The organism is Amycolatopsis lurida (assembly GCF_900105055.1).
Classification (GTDB): domain Bacteria; phylum Actinomycetota; class Actinomycetes; order Mycobacteriales; family Pseudonocardiaceae; genus Amycolatopsis; species Amycolatopsis lurida.
The window spans coordinates 4,594,537-4,616,679 of sequence record NZ_FNTA01000004.1; the positions used below are offsets into that span (position 1 = coordinate 4,594,537).

General features: G+C 68.9%; 19 protein-coding genes and 1 pseudogene. 8 read left to right on the forward strand and 12 right to left on the reverse strand.

The window, feature by feature from the left end; translation table 11 throughout:
• Positions 1–52: 52 nt before the first annotated feature.
• Positions 53–538, reverse strand: a complete 486-nt coding sequence (locus BLW75_RS27055) for a DUF6319 family protein (protein ID WP_034314760.1) — start codon at positions 536–538, stop codon at positions 53–55.
• 173 nt (positions 539–711) lie between these two features.
• Between BLW75_RS27055 and BLW75_RS27060 the strand changes: the two genes are divergently transcribed.
• Positions 712–1,566, forward strand: coding sequence for an AraC family transcriptional regulator (locus BLW75_RS27060; protein WP_034314763.1), 855 nt, complete (start codon positions 712–714; stop codon positions 1,564–1,566).
• 65 nt (positions 1,567–1,631) lie between these two features.
• Here the strand turns inward: BLW75_RS27060 and acs are convergent, their stop codons facing one another.
• Together acs and BLW75_RS27070 are read right to left on the reverse strand one after the other, a co-directional pair.
• Positions 1,632–3,602, reverse strand: a complete 1,971-nt coding sequence (gene acs, locus BLW75_RS27065) for an acetate--CoA ligase (RefSeq protein ID WP_034314766.1) — start codon at positions 3,600–3,602, stop codon at positions 1,632–1,634.
• A gap of 100 nt (positions 3,603–3,702) precedes the next feature.
• The gene (locus BLW75_RS27070) at positions 3,703–4,290 is read right to left on the reverse strand and encodes a GNAT family N-acetyltransferase (protein WP_034314768.1); all 588 of its coding nucleotides are present in this window, start codon (positions 4,288–4,290) and stop codon (positions 3,703–3,705) included.
• Positions 4,291–4,405: 115 nt separating this feature from the next.
• On the opposite strand from BLW75_RS27070, the gene BLW75_RS27075 reads away from it, so the two are divergent.
• The 5 genes from BLW75_RS27075 to BLW75_RS27095 all read left to right on the forward strand — a co-directional run bounded on the left by BLW75_RS27075 (position 4,406) and on the right by BLW75_RS27095 (position 9,719).
• Positions 4,406–4,903: a phosphoribosyltransferase gene (locus BLW75_RS27075; RefSeq protein ID WP_034314770.1), complete on the forward strand. Its 498-nt coding sequence runs from the start codon at positions 4,406–4,408 to the stop codon at positions 4,901–4,903.
• Positions 4,900–5,631, forward strand: a complete 732-nt coding sequence (locus BLW75_RS27080; protein ID WP_034314773.1) for a Fic family protein — start codon at positions 4,900–4,902, stop codon at positions 5,629–5,631. The genes BLW75_RS27075 and BLW75_RS27080 overlap by 4 nt, the downstream gene beginning before the upstream one ends.
• Before the next feature lie 157 nt (positions 5,632–5,788).
• Positions 5,789–6,547, forward strand: a complete 759-nt coding sequence (locus tag BLW75_RS27085; RefSeq protein ID WP_034314777.1) for a 3-hydroxybutyrate dehydrogenase — start codon at positions 5,789–5,791, stop codon at positions 6,545–6,547.
• A gap of 23 nt (positions 6,548–6,570) precedes the next feature.
• Positions 6,571–7,887: an MFS transporter gene (locus tag BLW75_RS27090; protein ID WP_034314779.1), complete on the forward strand. Its 1,317-nt coding sequence runs from the start codon at positions 6,571–6,573 to the stop codon at positions 7,885–7,887.
• Positions 7,884–9,719, forward strand: a complete 1,836-nt coding sequence (locus BLW75_RS27095; protein ID WP_034314783.1) for a helix-turn-helix domain-containing protein — start codon at positions 7,884–7,886, stop codon at positions 9,717–9,719. Before BLW75_RS27090 ends, BLW75_RS27095 begins: the two co-directional genes overlap by 4 nt.
• Here the strand turns inward: BLW75_RS27095 and BLW75_RS27100 are convergent.
• Both BLW75_RS27100 and BLW75_RS27105 read right to left on the reverse strand, forming a co-directional pair.
• Positions 9,697–10,281 (reverse strand): nitroreductase family protein, encoded by a 585-nt coding sequence (locus tag BLW75_RS27100; RefSeq protein ID WP_034314786.1) that lies wholly within the window; start codon positions 10,279–10,281, stop codon positions 9,697–9,699. The two genes, BLW75_RS27095 and BLW75_RS27100, sit on opposite strands and share 23 nt — an antisense overlap.
• A gap of 4 nt (positions 10,282–10,285) precedes the next feature.
• Positions 10,286–11,557, reverse strand: coding sequence for an alpha/beta hydrolase family protein (locus BLW75_RS27105; RefSeq protein WP_198935766.1), 1,272 nt, complete (start codon positions 11,555–11,557; stop codon positions 10,286–10,288).
• 118 nt (positions 11,558–11,675) lie between these two features.
• Between BLW75_RS27105 and BLW75_RS27110 the strand changes: the two genes are divergently transcribed.
• Positions 11,676–12,530 carry an extracellular catalytic domain type 1 short-chain-length polyhydroxyalkanoate depolymerase gene (locus BLW75_RS27110; RefSeq protein WP_034314791.1) on the forward strand — a complete coding sequence of 285 codons (855 nt, stop codon included), beginning with the start codon at positions 11,676–11,678 and terminating at the stop codon, positions 12,528–12,530.
• On the opposite strand, the gene BLW75_RS27115 is transcribed toward BLW75_RS27110, so the two are convergent.
• Positions 12,507–12,812, reverse strand: coding sequence for an ArsR/SmtB family transcription factor (locus tag BLW75_RS27115; RefSeq protein WP_016337854.1), 306 nt, complete (start codon positions 12,810–12,812; stop codon positions 12,507–12,509). The genes BLW75_RS27110 and BLW75_RS27115 overlap by 24 nt on opposite strands.
• Before the next feature lie 52 nt (positions 12,813–12,864).
• On the opposite strand from BLW75_RS27115, the gene BLW75_RS27120 reads away from it, so the two are divergent.
• Positions 12,865–14,034: an MFS transporter gene (locus BLW75_RS27120; protein WP_034314793.1), complete on the forward strand. Its 1,170-nt coding sequence runs from the start codon at positions 12,865–12,867 to the stop codon at positions 14,032–14,034.
• Positions 14,035–14,100: 66 nt separating this feature from the next.
• Here the strand turns inward: BLW75_RS27120 and BLW75_RS27125 are convergent.
• From BLW75_RS27125 to BLW75_RS27150, 6 genes and pseudogenes are all read right to left on the reverse strand, one after another.
• Positions 14,101–14,670: pseudogene (locus BLW75_RS27125) on the reverse strand (HoxN/HupN/NixA family nickel/cobalt transporter); the annotation flags it as partial.
• A 67-nt stretch (positions 14,671–14,737) separates the two neighbouring features.
• Positions 14,738–15,667 carry an N-acetylmuramic acid 6-phosphate etherase gene (locus BLW75_RS27130; RefSeq protein WP_034314795.1) on the reverse strand — a complete coding sequence of 310 codons (930 nt, stop codon included), beginning with the start codon at positions 15,665–15,667 and terminating at the stop codon, positions 14,738–14,740.
• Positions 15,668–15,684: 17 nt separating this feature from the next.
• Positions 15,685–16,683 (reverse strand): MurR/RpiR family transcriptional regulator, encoded by a 999-nt coding sequence (locus tag BLW75_RS27135; RefSeq protein WP_370641834.1) that lies wholly within the window; start codon positions 16,681–16,683, stop codon positions 15,685–15,687.
• Positions 16,684–16,892: 209 nt separating this feature from the next.
• Entirely contained in the window at positions 16,893–18,668 is a 1,776-nt protein-coding gene (locus BLW75_RS27140) for a serine hydrolase domain-containing protein (protein ID WP_091598388.1), read from the reverse strand.
• An 11-nt stretch (positions 18,669–18,679) separates the two neighbouring features.
• Positions 18,680–19,948 carry an exo-beta-N-acetylmuramidase NamZ family protein gene (locus tag BLW75_RS27145; RefSeq protein WP_034314797.1) on the reverse strand — a complete coding sequence of 423 codons (1,269 nt, stop codon included), beginning with the start codon at positions 19,946–19,948 and terminating at the stop codon, positions 18,680–18,682.
• Entirely contained in the window at positions 19,945–21,759 is a 1,815-nt protein-coding gene (locus BLW75_RS27150; RefSeq protein ID WP_167373523.1) for a glycoside hydrolase family 3 protein, read from the reverse strand. The genes BLW75_RS27145 and BLW75_RS27150 overlap by 4 nt, the downstream gene beginning before the upstream one ends.
• Positions 21,760–22,143 lie beyond the last annotated feature (384 nt).

Below are 22,143 nucleotides of genomic sequence, written 5' to 3' on the forward strand. Positions count from 1 at the left end.
AAACCGGGGCGGACACTGATATCCAGCGTCCGCCCCGGTCGGGAGGAAAGTCTTACGCGTCCAGCTCGGCCAGCGCCAGCTTCGCCTTCTCCAGCTCGGCTTCGAGCTGAGCGACCTTCGCGGCCTGCAGCTCGCGGGCGGCGTTGATGACCTCGTCGATCGGGCCGGACAGGTCGGCGTGCAGTTCCTTGGCGGCGCGGGACACGGCCGCGGCCGGGATCTCCAGGCCCTTCGTGACCCACTTGCTGCCGTTCTTGAGCTCGGCCTGCCACTCGCCGTCGGCGGTGCCGGTGACCGTGAGGGTCAGCTCGACGGTGCGGGTCTTCTTCGCCGTCGTGGCGACCTTCGGGCGGCCACGCTTGGGCTTGGGGGACTCCACCGCGTTCTCGTCGGTGGGGGTTTCCGGGGTTTCCGGAGTCTCGGTCTTCGCCTCGGCCGGGGCTTCGGCCGTCTCCGCCTGCGGCGTCGAGTCGACGGGCGCTTCGGTAGCCGCTTCTTCGGACACGGCGTCAGTGCGTGTCAAGGCATCCACGGTCATCGTCGGTGTCGTCTCCTTGCCCGGGTATGGGGTGGTACCCGGCACATCCTAGAACAGGCGTTCGACTGTCGCGCGGCAGGGTGTGCTACGCGTGTCGCATGATCGGATCGGTTCGCGATGATCGGGCGCGGTCCGGGCGCGTTCCGCCAGAGTCGACGGCGAAGGGAGGCCTCGTGATCTCGGCACTGAACCGGCTCGTCGACCTGGTCGAAGAGCACCTCGGCGGAGAGCTCGACGTCACCGGGCACGCCGGCGCGGTCGGCACGACCGAGTACCACCTGCGCCGGATGTTCTCGTCGCTGGCGGGAATGCCGCTGTCCGAGTACGTCCGCCGTCGTCGGATGACCGCCGCCGTCGCCGATGTCGTCCGGGGCGAGGACGATCTGCTGAGCATCGCGGTCCGGTACGGCTACGGCTCGACCGAGGCGTTCGGCAGGGCGTTCCGGGCGGTCCACGGCGCCGGTCCCGGTGAAGTCCGCCGCGACGGAGGCCCCCTTCGGACACAACCGCGGCTCAGGTTCCGCCTGAGCGTCGAAGGGAGCATCCCCATGGAAACCCGTATCGTCGACCGCCCCGCGTTCCGGCTCGTCGGGCACGCGGCCCGCGTCCCGTTCGTCCGCGAGGGCGTCAACCCGCACATCCGGCGGCACATCACCGCGCTGCCACCGGAAGCGCACGCCCGGGTGAAAGCGCTCAGTGACACCGAACCACCGGGTCTGCTGCAGGTCAGCGACGTCCTCGACCCGGACGGTACCGAGCTGACCTACCTGCACGGGGTGGCCGTCGCCGGTGACGCGCCCGGCGATCTCGACGTCATCGAGGTGCCGTCCGGGCGATGGGCGGTCTTCCGTACCGACGGCCCTCATCCGGAGGCGTTGCAGAAGGTGTGGGCGGAGACGGCGACCGAGTGGTTCCCGGCCAACCCGTGGCGGCTGCGGCCTGGGCCGTCGATCGTGTCGATCCTCGAGCACTCCGACGACTTCGGGACCGCCGTCTGTGAGCTTTGGCTGGCCGTCGAACCCGCCTGACAAGGAACGGGCCGTTCCTCGCGAATTCCGCGAGGAACGGCCCGTTCACAGCACTTGGGGTGGGGTTACTCCTCGGTCTTGCCGGACTTCAGGCCCGAAGAGATCAGGTCCATCACCGACGAGTCGGCCAGCGTCGTCACGTCGCCGACCTGGCGGTTCTCGGCGACGTCGCGCAGCAGGCGGCGCATGATCTTGCCGGACCGCGTCTTCGGCAGCTCCTGCACGACCAGGATCTGCCGCGGCTTCGCGATCGGACCGATCTCCTTGGCGACGTGGTTGCGCAGTTCCTGCACGGCCTCGTCTCCACCGTCCACGGCGTTTCCGCGGAGGATGACGAAGGCGACGATGCCCTGCCCGGTGGTCGCGTCGGTCGCGCCGACGACGGCGGCCTCGGCGACCGTCGGGTGCGAGACCAGCGCGGACTCGACCTCGGTGGTCGAGATGCGGTGCCCGGACACGTTCATCACGTCGTCGACCCGGCCCAGCAGCCAGACGTCGCCGTCGGCGTCGTACTTCGCGCCGTCACCGGCGAAGTAGTAGCCCTGGTCGGCGAAGCGAGACCAGTAGGTGTCGCGGAACCGCTGCTCGTCGCCCCAGATGCCGCGCAGCATGCCCGGCCACGGCTTGTCGAGCACCAGGTATCCGCCGCCGCCCTTGCCGACCTCGACGCCCTGGTCGTCGACGACCTTCGCCGAGATGCCCGGCAGGGCCTTCTGTGCGGAGCCCGGCTTGGTGGCGGTGACGCCCGGCAGCGGCGAGATCATGATCCCGCCGGTCTCGGTCTGCCACCAGGTGTCGACGATCGGCGCCGAGTTCGCGCCGACGTTCTCGCGGTACCAGATCCACGCTTCGGGGTTGATCGGCTCGCCGACACTGCCGAGCACGCGCAGCGACGAGAGGTCGTACTTCTGCGGGATCTCGTTGCCCCACTTCATGAACGTGCGGATCAGCGTGGGCGCGGTGTAGTAGATGGAGACCTTGTGCTGCTGGACGATCTCCCAGTGGCGGCCCTCGTGCGGGGTGTTCGGCGTGCCTTCGTAGACGACCTGCGTCGTCCGGTTCGCCAGCGGCCCGTACACGATGTACGTGTGCCCGGTGATCCAGCCGATGTCGGCGGTGCACCAGTAGACGTCTTCGCCTGCCTTGTGGTCGAAAACGTTGTGGTGCGTGTACGCCGCCTGGGTCAGGTAACCGCCGGAGGTGTGCAGGATGCCCTTCGGCTTCCCGGTGGTGCCGGAGGTGTAGAGGATGAAGAGCGGGTGCTCGGAGTCGAACGCCTGCGGCGCGTGCTCCGCCGACTGGCCGTCGACCAAGTCGTGCCACCAGAGGTCGCGGCCTTCGGTGATCGGCACCTCTTCGCCGGTGCGGCGGACGACGATGACCTTCTCGACCGATTCGGCGCCTTCGAGCGCTTCGTCGACATTGACCTTCATCGGGGCGGCCTTGCCGCGGCGGTACTGGCCGTCGGTGGTGATGACGATCCGCGCCGCCTGGTCGTCCACACGGGAACGCAGGGCTGTCGGGGAAAAACCACCGAAGACGACACTGTGCAGAACGCCGATCCGGGCGCATGCGAGCATCGCGAAGATCGCTTCGGGCACCATCGGCATCTGGATGGCGACGCGGTCGCCCGCCTTGAGGCCGAGGGACTCGAACGCGTTCGCGGCCCGGGAAACCTCGTCCTTCAGCTGTGCGTATGTGATGTCACGGCTGTCGCCGGGCTCGCCGACCCAGTGGATGGCGACCTGGTCGCCGTGCCCGGAATCGACGTGGCGGTCGACGCAGTTGTACGCGACGTTGAGCTTCCCGCCCACGAACCACTTCGCGAACGGCGCATTGGTCCAGTCCAGTACCTGCGACCACTTCGTTTCCCAGTGAAGGCGCTCGGCCTGCTTGGCCCAGAACGCTTCCCGGTCGGCGTCGGCTTCGGCGTAGAAGTCGGCGGTGGCATTCGCTTGCGCGCTGAAAGCCTCACTCGGGGGGAAGGTCCTGCTCTCCGTGAGCAAATTGTCCAGCGCCGGCGACTGCTCGGTCATGGTGCGATGCCTCCTGTGATTCGCGTGTCTTCACGCCCGTTGGCACGCTATCGACGTTACGACGCGAAGTAAAAGGTTGCATCGTGGTTGCGCGCGGCATTCACACGCTTGAGGACAAAGCGGTACGGACCGCCGGCCATTCTGGTCCGGTGAGGGAGTAGACGACGGTGTCGCGGACGCTTCCGTCGGGCCGGACGCGATGCGCGCGCAGCACCCCTTCCCGCTGCGCGCCGAGCCGTTCGATCGCCTTCTGCGACTTGAGATTCCGGATGTCGGTCTCCCACGAGACGCGGTTCGCGCCGAGGTCGTCGAAAGCGTGGCGCAGCAACAGGAGTTTCGACTCGCGGTTGAGTCCGGTGCGCTGCCATTCGGAACCGATCCAGGTGTGGCCGATGGAAACGATCTTGTGGCGCGCGTTCATCGCGTAGAACGACGTCGTGCCCGCGACCTCGCCGGTGCGCGCGTCGATCTGCGCCCAGGCGCGGCGGTCGGCGTCGGCGAGGATGTCGTCGACCATCGCTTCGGTCGCGGCGAGGTCTCTCGGCTGCCGGAGGCTGAGCCACGTCCAGATCGCCGGGTCGGAGCCCGCCGCGAACAGGCCCTTCGCGTGGTCGCGGGTGAGCGGTTCGAGGCGGACGCGTTCGCCGGTCAGGGTGGCATGGACACTCCAGCTGTTCCAGTCGTTCACGGCCTCGACGCTACGGACGGCAATGGCCTTACTGGATAGCCAGTTTCGAAGCATTCGAGAAGGCCACTACCGCGTTGCCTATGCTCGCGGGAACGATCGACGAAGGCGAGGCGGCATGGCCGAAGAGCGGGAAGAGCTCACTTGGGAGTTGTTCGGGACGGCCAGCAGGGAACTTGCGCAGGCCGTCGCTGACGACGGCTTCGAGCCGGACCTGATCCTGTCGATCGCGCGCGGCGGGTTGTTCGTCGCCGGCGCGCTCGGCTACGCGCTGGACGTCAAGAACCTGCACGTGATGAACGTCGAGTTCTACACCGGCGTCGACCAGCGGCTCGACCTGCCGGTGATGCTGCCGCCGGTGCCGAACGTCGTCGACCTGACGAAGAAGAAGGTGCTCGTCGCCGACGACGTCGCGGACACCGGTGCGACCCTGAAGCTGGTCCGCGACTTCTGCGCCGACCATGTCGCCGAGGTGCGCTGCGCGGTCGTCTACGAGAAGCCGCGCTCCGAGGTCAAATGCGAGTACGTCTGGAAGCACACCGACCGCTGGATCAACTTCCCGTGGTCCGTGCAGGCGCCCGTGGTGCGGCGCGTGGGCCAGGTGCTGGACGCGTGACGGATCCGCTGAAGCCGCTGCTGGACCTCGAAGGGGTCGCCGCGGCCGCGAAATCGGCGCAGGACGCGGTGTTCGCCGTCCACCGGCTGCCCGCCAACCTGCGCGGCGGCGCGGCGACGGCCGCCGAAGCCTCCGTGCGGTCGGCGCGGGCGTCGGCCGGGATCGAAGGCGCCGCGCCCGAGCTGCCCGAATCCGGTGAAGTGACCGATCCGGTGCTGGCGGGCGCGCTGCGGGTCGCGGAAGCGCTGGAGAGCCTGCTCCCGACGTGGCGGCGCGCGCCGTTGCAGGCGTTGGCGCGCTTGCACCTTCTCGCCGCGTCGGATCTGGTGACGGATCCTGACGCGCTGGGGCGGCCGCGGTCGTCCGGTGACGTCGGGCCGCGGCTGGAGATGCTGGCGCAACTGGTCACCGGCGCGACGTCGGTGCCGGGGCCGGTGCTGACCGCCGTCGTGCACGGGGAACTGTTGGCGCTCAAGCCTTTCGGTTCGGCGGACGGTGTCGTCGCGCGGGCCGCGGCGCGGCTTTCGGCGGTGGCGACCGGGCTGGACCCGAAGGCGCTGACGGTGCCGGAGGTCGCGTACTTCCGGCGGGTGCCGAAGTACCTCGAAGCCGCTTCGGCGTTCGCGGGCGGAACCCCGGAAGGCGTCCGGGCTTGGCTGCTCTTCTCGTGTGAAGCCTTCGAGGCGGGCGCCCGCGAGGCGAAGTCCATCTCCGACGCCGCCGGCTAAAGCCCGCAATTCGTCATCTGGTTGCGATCCTTGCGCGCGCAACCATCGCAACCAGGTGACGAATTGCGGGAGTGTAGGGAGCGCACACGGGATCTCGGGGCGGTGTGGGGGCTAGCCACATGGTCTAAGTGCCCGGGGCGACCTAACGTCGTCCGGCATGAGTGGTGCGTATCACAGCGATCTGGCCGGTAGGTCCGCGCTGGTCACGGGTGCGGCGAGCGGGATCGGCCTGGCCTGCGCCGGAGCGCTCGCCGAGGCGGGGGCCAAGGTCCACCTCGCCGACATCGACGACGCCGTCGAGAAGGCGGCGGCCGGCGTCAACGGCATCGCGCACGTCGTCGACCTCACCGACGCCCAGGCCGTCGAGACCCTGCCTGCCGAGGTCGACATCCTCGTCAACAACGCCGGTTTCCAGCACATCGCGCCGATCCACGAGTTCCCGCCGGAGACGTTCACCCGCATCCAGGCGCTCATGGTCACCGCGCCGTTCCTGCTGATCCGCCGCGCGCTGCCGCATATGTACGACCGCGGCTGGGGACGCGTGGTCAACATGTCCAGCGTCCACGGCCTCCGCGCGAGCCCGTTCAAATCCGCGTACGTCACCGCGAAGCACGCGCTCGAAGGACTCTCGAAGGTCACCGCGCTCGAAGGCGCGGAGCACGGCGTGACCAGCAACTGCGTCAACCCCGGCTACGTCCGCACGCCGCTGGTCACCGGCCAGCTCCAGGCGCAGGCCGAGGAACACGGCCTCGAACGCGACGCGGTGATCGAACAGGTCCTGCTGCGCCGGTCCGCGATCAAGCGGCTCATCGAACCCGCCGACGTCGCCGCGTGCGTGCTCTGGCTGACCGGCGAGCACGCCGCCCATGTCACCGGTACCTCGATCCCCCTCGACGGCGGCTGGACCGCCGCGTGAACCCCCAAGAAAGGACGTCTTCGGTGACCACCCAGAACCGTGGCTCGATCGCGAAGGTCGTCAGCGCCAGCCTGATCGGAACGACGATCGAGTGGTACGACTTCTTCCTCTACACCTCCGCCGCGGCGCTGGTGTTCGGGAAATTGTTCTTCCCCTCCAACGATCCGCTCACCGGCACGCTGCTCGCGTTCCTGACCTACGCCGTCGGTTTCCTCGCCCGCCCGATCGGCGGTCTGGTGTTCGGCCACTTCGGCGACCGCGTCGGCCGCAAGAAACTGCTGGTGCTGAGCCTGTTGCTGATGGGCGGTTCGACCTGTGCGATGGGCATCCTCCCGACGTATGCCTCCGTCGGTGTCCTGGCGCCGATCCTGCTGACGCTGCTGCGGCTGGTGCAGGGTTTCGCGCTCGGCGGCGAATGGGGTGGCGCGGTGCTGATCGTCTCCGAACACGGCGACGACAAGCGGCGAGGATTCTGGGCGTCCTGGCCGCAATGCGGTGCTCCCGGCGGCAACCTGCTCGCGACGGCGGTCTTGGCGATCCTCGCCGCGACGCAGTCCGACGAGGCGTTCCTCAGCTGGGGCTGGCGGATCCCGTTCCTGCTCTCGGGTGTCCTCGTGGTGATCGGGCTGTGGATCCGGCTCGCGGTCAGTGAATCGCCGGTGTTCCTCGCCGCGCAGAAGAACAACGCGACCACGCAGGCCCCGGTCGTCGAGGTGTTCCGCAAGAGCTGGCGCGCGGTGCTGATCACGATCGGTTCGCGGATGGCGGAGAACGTCTCGTACTACGTGATCACCGCGTTCATCCTCGTCTACGTCACCACCGGGCTGGGCCTGCCGAAATCGGCGGGACTCAACGCGGTGCTCATCGGTTCGGCCGTGCACTTCCTGACCATTCCCTTGTGGGGCATGCTTTCCGACCGGATCGGCCGCCGGCCGGTGTACCTGTTCGGCGCGATCGGCATGGCGGCTTGGAGTTTCGCGTTCTTCGCGATGCTCGACACGAAGAATTCCGGTGCCATCATTCTCGCGGCGACCGTCGGGCTGGTGTTGCACGGCGCGATGTACGGCCCGCAGGCCGCGTTCTTCTCCGAGCAATTCCCGACGCGGGTGCGCTACACCGGCCTCTCGGTCGGCGGTCAGCTGTCGTCGATCGCGGCCGGGGCGGTGGCGCCGCTCATCGCGGTCGCGTTGTTCAAGGAGTTCGGCAGCACGATCCCGGTCTCGCTCTACGTGGTCGCGATGTGCGTGCTGACCGTGATCGCCCTGCTCGCCGCCCGCGAGACCAAGGGCGAGTCCCTGCACTCCGAAGTTCTCACGGAGCGCGGCCACGTGTCAGCATGACCCTTGTGGACAGTTCCGCACAGTTGCGCCGGCTGCTCGAACTGCTCGCCTCCGGGGCGGGCAGCGAGCAGCTGGCGCACGTCCCCGTCGACCCGAAAGCCACCGAGCTGGCGCTGCGGATCCGGGACACGGTCGCCGAGCACCGGCGGCGCGAGGCGGAGCTGGCCGCGTTGTTCGACACGGCCAGCGATCTCGCCCGGCTGGACGATCCGGACGCCGTCCTGCGGTCGATCGTGCGGCGGGCGCGGGCGTTGCTCGGCGTGGACGTCTCGTATCTCAGCCTCAACGACGAAACCGAAGGCAAGACCTACGTCCGGGTGACCGACGGCTCGGTTTCCGCGCTGTTCCAGGACATCGTGCTGGGCATGGGCGAGGGGCTCGGCGGGCTGGTCGCGCAGACCGCGCGGCCGTACGCGACCGCGGACTACTTCAACGACAAGCGGTTCCGGCACACTTCGTCGATCGACACCGGTGTGCTCGACGAGGGGCTGACCGCGATCCTCGGGGTGCCGCTGGCGATCGGCAGCAAGGTCATCGGGGTGCTGTTCGCCTCCGACCGGACCACCCGCGAGTTCTCGCCCGACGAGGTCGCGCTGCTGTCGTCGCTGGCCGACCATGCGGCGATCGCGCTGGACAACGCGCATCTGCTCGACGAGACGCGCCGCGCGGTCGCCGAACTGAACGCCGCCAACGCGACGATCAGCGCGCACAACGACGCGATGCGCCGCGCCGAGGACGCCCACGACCGGCTGATGGATCTCGTGCTGCGCGGCGGTGACCTGGCCGAGGTCGCCGCCGCGGTCGCGGACGTGCTCGGCGGTGCCATCGCCGTTTACGACGCGGAAGGCGTCATCCTCGCCAGGACCGATGGCGAACTGGAGCTTTCGCGTGCGGCGGTTTCGGCGTCCAGGACGAGCGGGCGCGCGGTGTCCACTGAGGACGGTTGGCTGTGCGCGGTCCAGGCGGGGCAGGAATTCCTCGGCAGTCTGGTGCTCGGCGGCGGGCGGTCGCTCGGCGAGGCCGACCGGCGGCTGTTCGAGCGGGCGGGCGTGGTCACCGCGGTACTGTTGATGCAGCGGCGTTCCGTCGCGCGCGCCGAGGACGAGGTGCGCGGTGAGCTGCTGTCGGACCTGCTCACCGCGCCGGGTCGCAATCCCGCCGCGCTGCTGGCTCGCGGTCGCCGCCTGGGAGTCGATTTGTCGACATCGCATGCGGTGCTGGTCGCGCATGCCGACGACGTCTCCCGGCGACGGCTGGCCGCCGCGGCTTCGCGGCACGCGGACCTGGTCGGGGTGCACGCCGACCAGGTGGTCCTTCTGGTTCGTGGCGCGGAGCCCGGCGCACTGGCGCGATCCGTGGCCGCGGAACTGGCGTCCACAATGGACTGTCCAGTGACGGTGGGCGCGGCAGGGCCGGCGGCGTCACCGCGGGAGCTGGCCGTGGCGCACGCCGAAGCCGCGCGATGCGTCGCGTCGCTGCTGGCGCTGGGCCGGGCGGGGGAAGGCGCGAGCATGGCCGACCTCGGGTTCGTCGGGCTGCTGCTCGGCGAGCACGCCGACCTCGGCGCGTACGTGACCGCCACGATCGGCCCGGTGCTCGACTACGACGAACGCCGCGGCACGGATCTGATCGGCACCCTGCGCGCGTACTTCGCCTGTGGCGGCAACTTGACGCGGGCCAAGGACCTGCTCCATGTGCACGTCAACACCGTCGTGCAGCGGCTGGACCGCATCGCGTCCCTGCTGGGCGAGCAGTGGCAGTCGCCTGAGCGCGCGCTGGAACTCCAGCTCGCGCTCAGGCTGCACCGCCTCACCAATGACCGAAACGGATGACGTCGTCGAAGTCGCGACGAGCGATCTTGGTGGCCGAAGAGCCGGGCGACGGCCCGGATTCCGCACCGTGGCCGAGCGCCACGACACCGATCGGGTCGTGATCCTCCGGTACGCCGAACTCGCTGTGGAGCCGCTCCACGCTTTCCGGCGCGAGCCCGAAGAAGACCGCGCCGAGGCCCTCGTCGACGGCCGTCTGGAGGATCAGCATCGTCGCCATCCCGGTGTCGACGTCCCAGTACGGCACGCGCCACCATGAGTCGTCGCGGTCGGGGACGCCCTTGTCGGGCTGGGCATAGCGGTCGAGGTAGGCGTTCTTGACCGAGAGCGGGACGATCGCGACCGGGGCCGTGGTCACGGTTTCCGGCGCCCAGCTCGCCCCGAACTCCCAGAACTTCGCGAGTTCCTCGCCGGTGAGGACGAGAAATCCTTGCCCTTGTGAGAAACCGGCCGAAGGGCCTTTGAGCGCGTTGCGCAGGATGCGCTGCAAACTGGCCTTGGCGACAGGTTCGCCGGTGAACTTCCGGACCATGCGACGGCGTCGTACGACGTCCTGGAATTCCATCCGATCAGCTTAGGGCGCAACTGGCCGCCAGGTCACCGCTCGCGCGCGGGATCGTCGCCGAAGCGGGCGGACGGACGCCGTCGAGCCAGCCTTCGAGCGCGGTGAACGCCGTGCGGAAACAGGGGCCGATGGGCCGCAGTTTGTCCGGGTACGCGTCGAAGAGCCCGTCGACGTGGTTGCCGTCGACGATCCGGTAGTAGCGCTGGAGCCCGGCGCGGCCCTGCTCGGCGATCATCCGCTGGTAGACGTCGGAATCGCGGGTGATCGGCAGCAGGGTGTCGAGGGTGCCGTGCAGGGTGATCAGCGGTTTGCCGATCCGGCCGGTCAGCGAGATCCGTTCGACCGCGCGGTGCACCGACGGCGGGCGAGTGGCGTAGTCGTAGTCGGTTCCGGCGAACGAGGGATCGAATTCGGCCTGGTAAATGCGCTGGGTCAGGCCCCAGTAGACGTCGTTGTGGTACTTCCAGAGGAATTCCGAACCCGGCGCGAAACCGGCGTCGAGAATTTCTTGGTGAGCTTGCGCGGAACCGGCGGCGTACGCGGGGTATGCCTTGATCGCGGGCGGCAGGAAGGTGAACAGGTTCGGGCCGTTTTCATGCCAAAGCGTGCCCTCCCAATCGATGCCGCCGTCGTAGAGCCACGGCCGGTTCTCGAGCTGCCAGCGGACGAGGTAGCCGCCGTTCGACATCCCGGCCGCGAGGGTGCGGCTCGGCAGGCGCCCGTAGCGGTGCGCGACGGCGGCCTTCGCGGCGATCGTCAGCTGGGTGACCCGTGAGTTCCATTCAGCGAGCGCGTCGCCGGGCCGGTGTCCGTCGGTGTGGAAGCCGGCGCCGGTGTTGCCCTTGTCGGTGGCGGCGAACGCGTAGCCGGCGGCGAGGACCTGGTCGCCGATCGCGCGATCGTTCGCGTACTGCCGCCGCACCCCGGGCGACCCCGAGACCACCAAGCCGCCGTTCCAGCGATCGGGCAGCCGCAGCACGAACTGCGCGTCGTGATTCCAGCCGTGTGTCGTGTTGGCCGTCGACGAATCCGGGAAGTAGCCGTCGATCTGGACGCCGGGAACACCCTTGGGCGCGGGGAAACCGGCCGAGGTCAGCCCGGCCCAGTCGGCCTGGACCGTGTGCCCGGTGACCAGGGTGCCGGTGGTCGTCAGATCGTCCAAACAGGACAGTTGCTGTTTCGCGGCGCCGGGAACGCGCACGTTCCCGCAACCGTTCGCCGCTTGGGCGGGCGTGGCCAGGGCCAGCATCATCGCGAGGACCAGAATGAGCCGCATCGGACGACGGTAAGCGGCGGCTTCGGGCGCCGGTATCCGGTGTGACCACACAAAACGGGCCGCCGCTGTGGTGGTCTTCCACGTGGGAAGCGGGCGTCGGCAGTTTTAGCCTGAGGTGATGCGAAAACTCCTCATCGGCGCGGTGGTTTCGGCATTGACCCTTCTCTCATCGGCTCCGGCGCAGGCGGCGACGATCCGCCCGGTGACCGGGTTCGGGAGCAATCCCGGTGCGTTGCGGATGTTCGAATACGTTCCCGACGGGCTGCCGTCCGGGCGTCCGGCGGTGGTCGTGCTGCACGGCTGCACCCAGGACGCGGCCGGATACGCGCGCGGCTCCGGCTGGGTCGGGCTCGCGGACAGGCTGCGGTTCAAACTCGTTCTGCCGCAACAGGTTTCGGCGAACAATTTCAGCAAGTGCTTCAACTGGTTCCAGGCGGGTGACATCAAGCGCGGGTCCGGAGAGGCCGAATCGATCGCGCAAATGGCGCGGTTCGCGGCCGGCGGCCGGACGTACGTGACCGGCCTGTCGGCGGGTGGCGCGATGACTTCGGTGCTGCTGGCGGCGTATCCGGAACTGTTCGCGGGCGGTGGTGTCGTCGCGGGACTGCCTTATGGCTGCGCGACTTCGATGATCGACGCGTACTCCTGCATGAACCCCGGCAAGGACCTGACCCCGAAGCAGTGGGGCGACAAGGTGCGGGCCGCGGGCACCGGGCCGCGTTCGCCGGTCAGCGTCTGGCACGGGACCGCGGATTACACGGTCGCTCCGATGAACATGCGCGAGCTTGCCGAGCAATGGACCGACGTCGGCGCGGCCGTCGACACGCACGCCGTCACCGGCATGGGGCACGGTCAGCCGATCGCGCCGGGAGCCGGATGTGGGCAGGTGGGCCCGTATCTGCTCGACGTCGGCGTGTGCGCAGCGGCCGAGCTCGCGGCGAAGTGGCGGCTAGGCGAGGACGGCGTCCAGTAGCCCGGGAAAGCGCGCGTGGACGTCTTCGGTGCGTAGCTCGACCCAGCGGGTCCGGCCCTCGACGAACGTCGTCGTGAGGCCGGCCTCGCGCAACACCTTCCAGTGATGGGAGAGCGTCGGCGCGCTGATCTCGACGTCGTACTCGGTGACGGCGCAGCTTCGCGGCGAAGGGTTGCTTCGCAGGGCGCGGATCAGCTCCAGCCGCACGGGGTCCGCGAGCGCCTGGAGGACCGGCACGATCTCGATCTCGTCGATCGACGGCTGCGGCAGCGTGCTGCTCACTTCACTCCAAACTATTTGACAGTCATCGAATAGTCCCGCCACTATACCGCCCATGACGATTCGACGATCATCAAATGATCGGCTCGCTCTGGGGGCTCTGCTGGTACTCGCCGTCGGGACGTTCACCGTCGGCACCGACGGATTCGTCCTGAACGGGCTGCTGCCCACCATCGCCGCCGACCTGCGCGTTTCCGAAGCCGTCGCGGGTCAGCTGACCACGGTCTTCGCGGTGACCTACGCGGTTTCCTCGCCGATCATCGCGGCCTTCACCGGACGGCTCGACCGGCGCTGGGTGCTCGGCGCGGGGATGGTGCTGTTCACGATCGGCATGGCCGGACAGGCGCTCGGTGAGTCCTTCGCCGTGGTCGCCGTCGCCCGCGTGCTGGCCGCCCTCGGCGCCGCCGCGTTCCAGTCCAACGCCTACGTCCTCGCCGGTGCGCTGGCGTCGGACGAGCGTCGCGGCCGCGCCCTGGCCACGGTCTCCGCCGGGATGAGCGTGTCGATGGTGCTCGGTGTGCCGATCGGGGTGCTCGCCGGCAACTGGTTCGGCTGGCGCGCGGTGATGTGGGGGATCGGCGCGGTGGCGCTGATCGTGATGCTGCTCGTGCCGCCTCTGCCGGGAGTCCGGATGCCGACGGTGTCGTTGCGCGACAGGCTCGCCGTCGTCGCGCGGCCGCCGATCGCGCGCGTGCTCGGCGTGAGCGTTCTCGGTACCGCCGCGGGCTTCGCGGCCTTCGTCTACTTGCCGGTGCTGGTCGCTCCGGTGGCGGCGGGCGCGATGATCTCGTGGCTGCTCGTCGGTTTCGGGATCGGGCAGATCGCGGGCAACGCCTTCGCGGGCCGGGCCACCGACTCGCTCGGCCCCGCGCGCGTCCGGTCGATCTCTCTCATCGGGACGGTCGTGACTTTCGCGCTGCTCGACGTCGCCGTGCTGATCCTGCCCGGCGCGCTGATCCTGGCGCTGGCATCGGGCGTGTTCGGCGGCATGCTGATGGTGCCGCAGCAACATCGGCTGTTCTCGCTGGCGCCCGACGCGCCGACGGTCGCCATGGGACTCAACGGCTCCGCGATCTACGGCGGCGGTGCGCTCGGTGCCGCGCTGGGTGGCGTCGTACTGTCGTCGGCGGGTGTCGGGTGGGTCGGTCCCGTTGCCGCCTTCGTCGCTTTGCTGGGCTTCGCGCTTTCGGTGTCTTCGCGGAAGAAGGTGCCCGAGCCCGTCTGATCAAAAGTGGTAGCAAGGGACCTTTGCTCTCGTTTGTCTCAACGTCGAGAGAAGTGGTAGCAAAGTGTGCCATGGCTTGCGCACCCCTTTGGTGGCACCGCGGAGCAGGCGGTTCAGGAAACCGCGGTCGTCGAGCCGCCGCTCCAGCGCCGCTTCGTCGAACTCGCCGCGCCGCATCCGCCGGAACACCTTCACGATACCGACCAGCACGACCAGGTTCATGATCCCGATGAGGTACAGGAACGCCGCGGAGACCGACGTCCCGATCAGCCCAGTCACCTTGTGGAGCGCCGACGAGTCGTCTTCGACGGCGCCGGCCAGCGCCCGCACGCCGAGCGACAACAACAGGCACAGGACGAACACGATCGTCGAATGGCCGAGGGAGAACCAGAAACCGACCGAAAGCGGCCGTTGCCCGTCGGCCATCAGCTTGCGGGTGGTGTTGTCGATCGCGGCGATGTGGTCCGCGTCGAACGCGTGCCGCATCCCGAGCACGAACGCCGTGACACCGAGGCCGACCCCGAACACGCCCGTGGCGCCGAGCTCGTAATGGCGCGGCGCCACGAAAAGTGTCAGGACCCCCCAGCCGATGACGTTGAGCAGCAGGATGAACCCGGCCATCCCGGCGACGGACACCCGTTCGCGTCGCGTGAGCGCGAGGCGTCGGGATGAACGGGTCTGTCCGCCGGAACTGGGCAATCGATCAGCTCGCGCGCACCCGCAGGGAGTCGAGAGCCTTGCGTACGTGGCCATCGTTGGCCGCCAGCGCCTTCGCCGCATTCGCGACGTCCTCGCCGGACAGCAGATGGACCAGCGCGACCTTGAGGTCGCCGTCGGCCTCGGTGAGCGCGTCGGAGCAGTCCGCCATGCTCATACCGGTGGCCTCGCGCAGGATCCTGATGGTCCGTCCGCGCAGCTTCGCGTTGGTCGCCCGCATGCTGACCATCAGGTTCGAATACGTACGGCCGAGCTTGATCATCGTCGCGGTGGAGAACGCGGTGAGGATGATCTTCTGCGCCGTGCCCGCCTTCATCCGCGTCGATCCGGCGATCGCCTCGGGGCCGGTGTCCACCGCGATGAGGACATCGACACCCGGCGGCGTCACCGCGGCCGGATTGCCCGACACCAAGGCGGTGCGGGCACCGCGACGACTGGCCGCGGCCAGCGCGCCGAGGACGTAGGGCGTCCGGCCGGAAGCCGTCAGCCCGAGCACGAAGTCGCCGGGCGCGACGGACTCGGCCACCTCGGCGGCTCCGGCCTTCGCGTTGTCCTCGGCGTCTTCGACGGCTTGGCGCAGCGCGCGTGCGCCGCCCGCGTGATGCGCGATGAACCAATCGGAGGGCACGTTGAACGTCGGCACGAGCTCCGCCGCGTCCAGCGTCGCCAGCCTGCCGGACGTGCCGGCCCCGAAGTAGTGCACGCGGTTTCCCGACCGCAGCGCTTCCACGGCGAAGTCGACCGCCCGAGCCACCTGCGGCAGCACCGCGGCGACGGCTTCGGGGACCCGGCGGTCCTCGGCGTTGATGGCGCCGAGGATGCCCATGGTCGACATCAGGTCGATGTCGGTCGTCCGTGGATTGCGCTGTTCGGTTGGCGAATCGACGTGCACCACCTGGCGTGGGACGGTCATCATGCGCCTCACTTTTTCGCTCATTTGCCGGTTTCCCGCGGCCGCCGCCTGCCGTCGGGCCGGACGCCCAGACGGTGCGACCCCACCGCGTCCCTGGTCGCGTCGAGCGCGTTGACCGACGCGTCCATGTGCCGCTGCGCGACACCGATGAACAGGCAGTCGATGACGGTCAGCTGCGCGATGCGACTGGCGGTCGCACCCGAGCGGAACGTCGTCTCCCGCGCGGCCGTGGTCAGTACGTGGTCGGCGACCTCGGTGATCGGCGAACGCGGGAAGTTCGTCACGGCGACGGTGATCGCGCCGTGCTCGCGGGCCACCCGCAGCGCCTCGACGGTGTCCGTGGTCGCGCCCGTGTGCGAGATGCCGATCGCGACGTCTCCGGGGCTCAGCACGGCGGCCGAGGTCAGCATGATGTGCGTGTCCGACCAGGCGAAGCTGACCCGCCCGATGCGGTGCAGCTTCTGCTGCAGGTCCGCGGCGACGAACGCGCTCGCGCCCACCCCGTAGACGTCCACGCGGCCCGCGCCGGCCAAAACGTCGATCACCCGCTGTAGCGACGGGATGTCGAGCTGGTCGGCGGTCTCCTCCACGGCACGGGCGTCCGCGAAGCTCACCTTGCCGATGACCGCGGCCAGGTCGTCCTCCGGACCGATCTCGCCGCCGAGGTTGCGGGACGACCGCGCCTCGGACCGCGCGGTGTCTGCCGCCAGTGCGATCCTGAGCTGCGGATACCCGCCGACACCGACCGCCTTGCAGAACCGCGTGACGGTGGTTTCGCTGGTGTTGGCCGCGAGCGCGACCTCGGTGATGCTGCGCCGCGCGACCGTCGCGGGGTCGTCGAGGACGACCTTCGCGACACGCTGTTCGGCCCGGGCGAGCCCGGGCAGGAGGGAGCGAATCCGGACGAGCGGGCTCGCGTCAGCGTCCCGTGTCGGCTGCGCCGGCACGGCCTCGGACGGTGCGGCCGCGATTACGGAATCGGTATCGCCCACCGTGGGAAAGTTACTAACCGTTGGCATCTGCGACAAGGCTACCCACACCCTTCGGGAAGATCGCAACCTATCCGTGTCTGCGGATTCGATTTGCGATTAATCGTTGACCAGAAAGTCGCTAACCAGGTCGAGGCCGTTAACGAGGTCGAGCTAACGACTTGGCAACTTAGTGTCGCGACGCAAGGGGCTGTGTCCCGGTCAACGGGGCGTCCGGTCAGCGCATCGGAGCTGGCCGGTTACCTACGGCTCAACTTCCAGCCGGTAGCGACGAAAGTAGGCGGATTATGCTCACTGTCCAGCAGTGTGCGGCCGCGTTCAGTGACTTTCACACCGTCCAAGGAAATTCCCCGTCCGGTGTAACGGGCATCGGTCGTGTAACGCCAGCGGAGGGTAATTTGTGAGCTTTGTGACACCTCGGCCGCCACCCGCCACCAAGCCCGATGACCGTGCCCGCCGAGACCGGGTTGGTCCCCGGCGGGAGCGCCTGGTCCGTTTGCACGCAGAGTAATCGTTTTCCAGGTGGCTCCGCCGTCGGTACTTATTTCCAAGAAGAGCGAGTCCGAGGGACCCTCGGTGTCCACGAAGGTGTCGAAGGAGACCTTCAGCGGCCCGCCACGCGTCTGTAACGGCTGAGTCGTGAGCGTGGCCGTGGAGACATCCCCGGCGCCGCTGAACCACGCGTCGTGGCCGCGCACCGGGCGGACGGCCATCGCCTTCGCCAGCGAGCTCGCCCAGGTCTCCCTGGCGATGTTGATCGAGCCCCAGTTCCGGGTCGGATGCACGCGGTTGGTGAGCAGGATCGCGAACGACCGCGACAGCGGGTCGATCACCAGCGAGGTCCCGGTGAACCCGGTGTGCCCGGCCGTCGAGGGGGCCGACAGCGCGCCCATGTACCAAGGCTGGTCGAGTTCGAAGCCGAGGCCGTGCGCGTTGTCGGGGAACTTGTGGTTGTAGTTCGCCAGCATCGCCCGCACGGTCTCCTCGCGCAGGATCCGGTGGCCTCGGTACGCGCCGCCGTTGAGGATCGCCTGCGCCAGCACCGCCATGTCGGAGGCCGTGGAGAACACGCCCGCGTGCCCGGCGACGCCGCCCAGAGACCAGGCGTTCTCGTCGTGCACCTCGCCGCGTACGAGCCCCCGAGGCGGCTTCGCGGCGTACTCGGTCGCCGCGACCCTGGCGAGTTTCGACGCAGGCGGGTTGTACCCGGTGTCGGCCAGACCCAGTGGGGTGGCGATGCGGTCCTGGACCACCTTGTCCAGCGGTGCCCCGGCCACCTTCTCCACCAGGAAGCCGAGCGTCAGCAGGTTGATGTCGGAGTAGAGGTAGGTGCTGCCAGGCGCGTTCTTCAGGGGGCTGTCGAGGACGGCCTTCCGGCGCGACGGGATGTCCGGGTAGCCCTCCCACAGCGACGGGAGCGGTGTCGCGGCGAAGCCAGAGACGTGGGTGAGCAGCTGCTGGACGGTGACGGCCTCCTTGCCGTTCACCCCGAACTCCGGCAGGTACCGCACCACCGGCGCCGAGATGTCCAGCTTGCCCGTCTCGGCCAGCTGCATCACCGCGATGGAGGTGAACAGCTTCGAGATCGAGGCCATGTCGAAGATCGTGTCCGCGCGCATCGGCACCTGCTGCTCGGGCGGCAGCTCGGTGCCCTTCGCGTCGGCGTAGCGGACCGCGCCGCCGACGGCCTGCCGCTCGACGACCACGCCGTCGTGCGCCAGCAGGCCGACCGCTCCGGAAAAGTGCGGGTGCCCGGTGGCGTCCGGCTTCGTCCAGCTCTCGATGAACCGCTCGGCCGCTTTGATCGGCTCCGGGTCGAGACCGACGTCGGAGGGCGCGCCGTCACGCAGGACGGTGGACGCGGGCGCGAAACCTTCACGCGGCTTGTCGAACCGGCCCGCCGCGCGGTCGCGCTGCTGCTCGCTCCCTGGAATCGCCTGTGCTCCCGCCGTCGACAGCGTGGTCGCCGCGACCAGTACGGAGACGGCCGCGATCAGGATCTTCCTAACACGCAAGGTCGTTCCCCTCAGCGATAGATGAGATGGCGACGGCGTTTCCGGTCGAACTCGGCCAGTTCGGCCTGCCAGGACCCGACGATCTCGTCCACTCCGGCGCCTTTGTCGATCATCGTGCGCAATCTGTCGGAGCCGGAGAGTTTGTCGAGGAAGTTGTCGGGCCGCCACTTGAACTTGTCCGGGTGCACCTGTTTCGCGGTGACGAACATGGTGACCGCGGTGCGGATGGCGTCGAACGCACGCGGGTCCGTGATGGTCACCTGTACGCCGCCGCAAGGCTCGTTGACGAACTTGCCGAACGTCGGCACGAAGTACGCTTCGCGGAACTTCACCCCGGGCAGCCGTTGTTCGCCGAGTTTCTCGCGCCAGCGCCAGTCGAGGCCCGGCGCGCCGACGATCTCGAACGGCCTGGTGGTGCCCCGGCCTTCGGAGAACACGGTGCCCTCGAACATCCCGGTGCCGGGATAGACGAGCGCGGTGTCCGGCGTCGGCATGTTCGGGCTCGGCGGGACCCACGTCAGCCCCGTGCGTTCGAAGAGCTGATCACGGCGCCAATCACGCACTTCGACGATTTCGAGCTTGCCCGGCGTGACACCCTCGGCTGGTAGGAACTCGGCGGCGAAGAACCGCGCGAGCTCGCCGACGGTCATGCCGTGCTGCTGCACGATCGGCTTCCGGCCGACACCCGAGGCGAACGCCGGGTTCAGCATCGGCCCGGCGGCCTTGCCGCCCAACGGGTTCGGCCGGTCCAGCACGACGACCGCCACACCGGCCTTCGCCGCCGCGACCATCGCCGTGTACAGCGACCAGATGTAGGTGTAGAACCGCGCGCCGACATCGACGATGTCGAAGACGACAGTGTCGACGCCCGCCTTCGTGAACATCCCGGCGAGCTTTGCCGCGTCGGCGCCGTACGCGTCGTAGACGGGCACGCCGGTGCGTGGATCGGTGTAGTCGCCTTCGGAGCCGCCCGCTTGCGCGCTGCCGCGGAAACCGTGCTCCGGCCCGAACGCGGCGAGCGGCCGGACCCCGGCGGCGACCATCGAGTCGACGATGTGGTCGCCGCTCGCCAGTACTCCCGTCGGATTCGACAGCACACCGAGCTTACGGCCGGACAGCGGCGCCCAGCCCTTGGCGGCGAGCACGTCCGCTCCGGTGCGGGTGAGCGAGGGACCTTTGCTCTCGCTTTCCGGCTGGGCCCCCGCGACGGAGGACCCGGCCGTCAGCGCGGGGACCGCGAGCGCACCGGTGGCGAGGAAGTGGCGGCGGTTGAGGTTCACCAGGTCAGTCCGTGGCCGAAGGGGTACTTCACCGTGCCTACGTCCTTGCCCGCGGGAACGTCCACCGGCAGCTTGCCCTGCGGCTTCACCTTCCCGAGGATCACCTTCGCCAACGCTTCGAGCGAAGGCGAGATGTAGCCGTACGTGACGAGCCACGTCTTGATCGGGTTCTCGTAACCGGCGTCGTACGGGATCTGGGCGGCGACCGCGACGACGGGTTTCCCGGTGTCGGCCAGCGCCTGCAACAGCTTGCCCTGCAACGGATACGTCCCGACGTTGTTGGTCAGCACGACGACGAGGTCGACGTTCTTCGCCGCCGCGACGGCCTGCGAGATCTGCGCGTCGGTCGGCGTCTGACCGGTCTGCAGCGCGGTCGCCTGCGTTCCGTGCGCGGTGAGCTTCGCGGCCAGCGACGTCGTCGTGCTCACGCCCCAGCCGGTCACGAGCGTCTTCGCGGGCTGCTTCTTGAGCGGCAGGACACCGCCGTCGTTGCGGATCGCGGTGACCGATCGGTCGGCGATGCCTTGCGCGGTCGCGAGGTTGGCCGGGGTGCCGACCTTCGACATCACCTTGGCCGGGTCGACGAACGGCGAGGTCAGGATGCCCCGGTTCAGTTTGAGCTTGAGCACCCGCAGGACGCTCTCGTCGATGCGGCGCTCGGTCAGCTCGCCCTTGCGGACGGCGTCGAGCACGGAGTTGATCGCGAGTTCGAGGTTCACCGGCATGAGCAGCTGGTCGATACCCGCCTTGAGGGCCAGCACCGGGATCTCCGCGTCGGTGTGCATCTCGCGCACGGCGTCCATCGACAGCGAGTCGGTGACGACGACGCCGCGGTAACCGAGTTCCTCGCGCAGTTTGCCGGTGAGGATCGGCTTCGACAGCGTGGCCGGCTCGCCCGACGGGTCGAGGCTGGGGAACTGGATGTGCGCGCTCATGATCGAGTCGATGCCCGCCTTGATGGCGGCCTTGAACGGCGGCACGTCGGTCGCGCGCCAGCTGTCCTCGCTGCGGTCGATCCTGGGCAGCTCATGGTGGCTGTCGGTGGCCGCGTCACCGTGGCCGGGGAAGTGCTTCGCGGCGGCGGACACCGTCTCGGAGCGCCGTCCGGAGTTCTGGAAGCCCTTGACCTGGGCTTCGACGAACTGGCTCGCCAGATCCGGGCGACCGGAGAAGGACCGGACACCGATCACCGGGTTGGCCGGGTTGGAGTTCACGTCGGCGTCGGGGGCGAAGTCCTGGTTGATGCCGACGGCGCGCAGTTCGTGCCCGAGGATGCGGGCGGCCTCCTGCGCGGCCTTGGTGTCACGGCCCGCCGAGATCGCCATCGCGTTCGGCAGCTCGGTGGCGGGGGCGCCCATGCGGGTGACCGTGCCGCCTTCCTGGTCGGTCGCGATCTGCAACGGGATACGGGCGCCGCTGCGGAGCGCGGCCCGCTGGAGCCCGTTCGAGAGCTTGGCGACCTGCACCGGGTCGTCGAAGTTGTCGCGGCTGTCGTTGTTGAAGTAGATGACGCCGCCCAGGTGGTACTTCTCGATCACCTGCGCGGGGGTGTCGACGCCGAAGTCGGCCTTGTTCTTGGCGTTGACCTCGTCGGCGGACTTCCCGTTCACCCACGTGACGAACAGCTGCCCGACCTTCTGCTCCAGGGTCAGCCCGCGCAGCGTCCGCTGCGCCTCCACGTCCGCCGTCACCGGCTGCGCGGTCGCCGGAACCCCCACCGAGGCTCCGGCACCCAGGGTGAGCAGGCCCGCGAGGGGCAGGGCGAGCGCATGGATCCTCCGATGACGGGCGTGCGCGGTTCGGGTCGTCACCTCAAGCCTCCCAGATTCGTGCCTGACTCTCAGATGGAAAGAAGTCCACCTGGAAGCACTGATATCCGGAAGCTACCCACGAGCACTTTGCTTGTCCATCGGCCACCCGCACGAACGGTCCGTTCATACACAAAGGGACGCGAAGGGGCCTGTCACGCTTGAAAACGAGGGCAAAACACTGGCGGCGCCCGTCGGCAAGAAGCCGGCGGGCGCCGCCAGTCAGTGCGGACCACTCGGGCGACCAAGCGTGCAACTCTGGTCGTACCTTCATGGACTCGGCGTCCGGCGTCCCGGTACGCAGTCCCTAGACGACGAGCCTCCCGCGGCGCGCTGCGCGTGGGTACCCGGTGTCCGCACACGGAGATTCGCCGGGGTGGAACAGGC

Bases quoted from the DNA above. Each gene is read 5' to 3' on its own strand.
- BLW75_RS27055 (WP_034314760.1), bottom strand. From the start codon at position 538: ATGACCGTGGATGCCTTGACACGCACTGACGCCGTGTCCGAAGAAGCG.
- BLW75_RS27075 (WP_034314770.1), top strand. From the start codon at position 4,406: ATGGCCGAAGAGCGGGAAGAGCTCACTTGGGAGTTGTTCGGGACGGCC.
- BLW75_RS27130 (WP_034314795.1), bottom strand. From the start codon at position 15,667: ATGATGACCGTCCCACGCCAGGTGGTGCACGTCGATTCGCCAACCGAA.
- BLW75_RS27120 (WP_034314793.1), top strand. From the start codon at position 12,865: ATGACGATTCGACGATCATCAAATGATCGGCTCGCTCTGGGGGCTCTG.
- BLW75_RS27095 (WP_034314783.1), top strand. From the start codon at position 7,884: ATGACCCTTGTGGACAGTTCCGCACAGTTGCGCCGGCTGCTCGAACTG.
- BLW75_RS27110 (WP_034314791.1), top strand. From the start codon at position 11,676: ATGCGAAAACTCCTCATCGGCGCGGTGGTTTCGGCATTGACCCTTCTC.
- BLW75_RS27100 (WP_034314786.1), bottom strand. From the start codon at position 10,281: ATGGAATTCCAGGACGTCGTACGACGCCGTCGCATGGTCCGGAAGTTC.
- BLW75_RS27105 (WP_198935766.1), bottom strand. From the start codon at position 11,557: ATGCGGCTCATTCTGGTCCTCGCGATGATGCTGGCCCTGGCCACGCCC.
- BLW75_RS27085 (WP_034314777.1), top strand. From the start codon at position 5,789: ATGAGTGGTGCGTATCACAGCGATCTGGCCGGTAGGTCCGCGCTGGTC.
- BLW75_RS27135 (WP_370641834.1), bottom strand. From the start codon at position 16,683: ATGCCAACGGTTAGTAACTTTCCCACGGTGGGCGATACCGATTCCGTA.
- acs (WP_034314766.1), bottom strand. From the start codon at position 3,602: ATGACCGAGCAGTCGCCGGCGCTGGACAATTTGCTCACGGAGAGCAGG.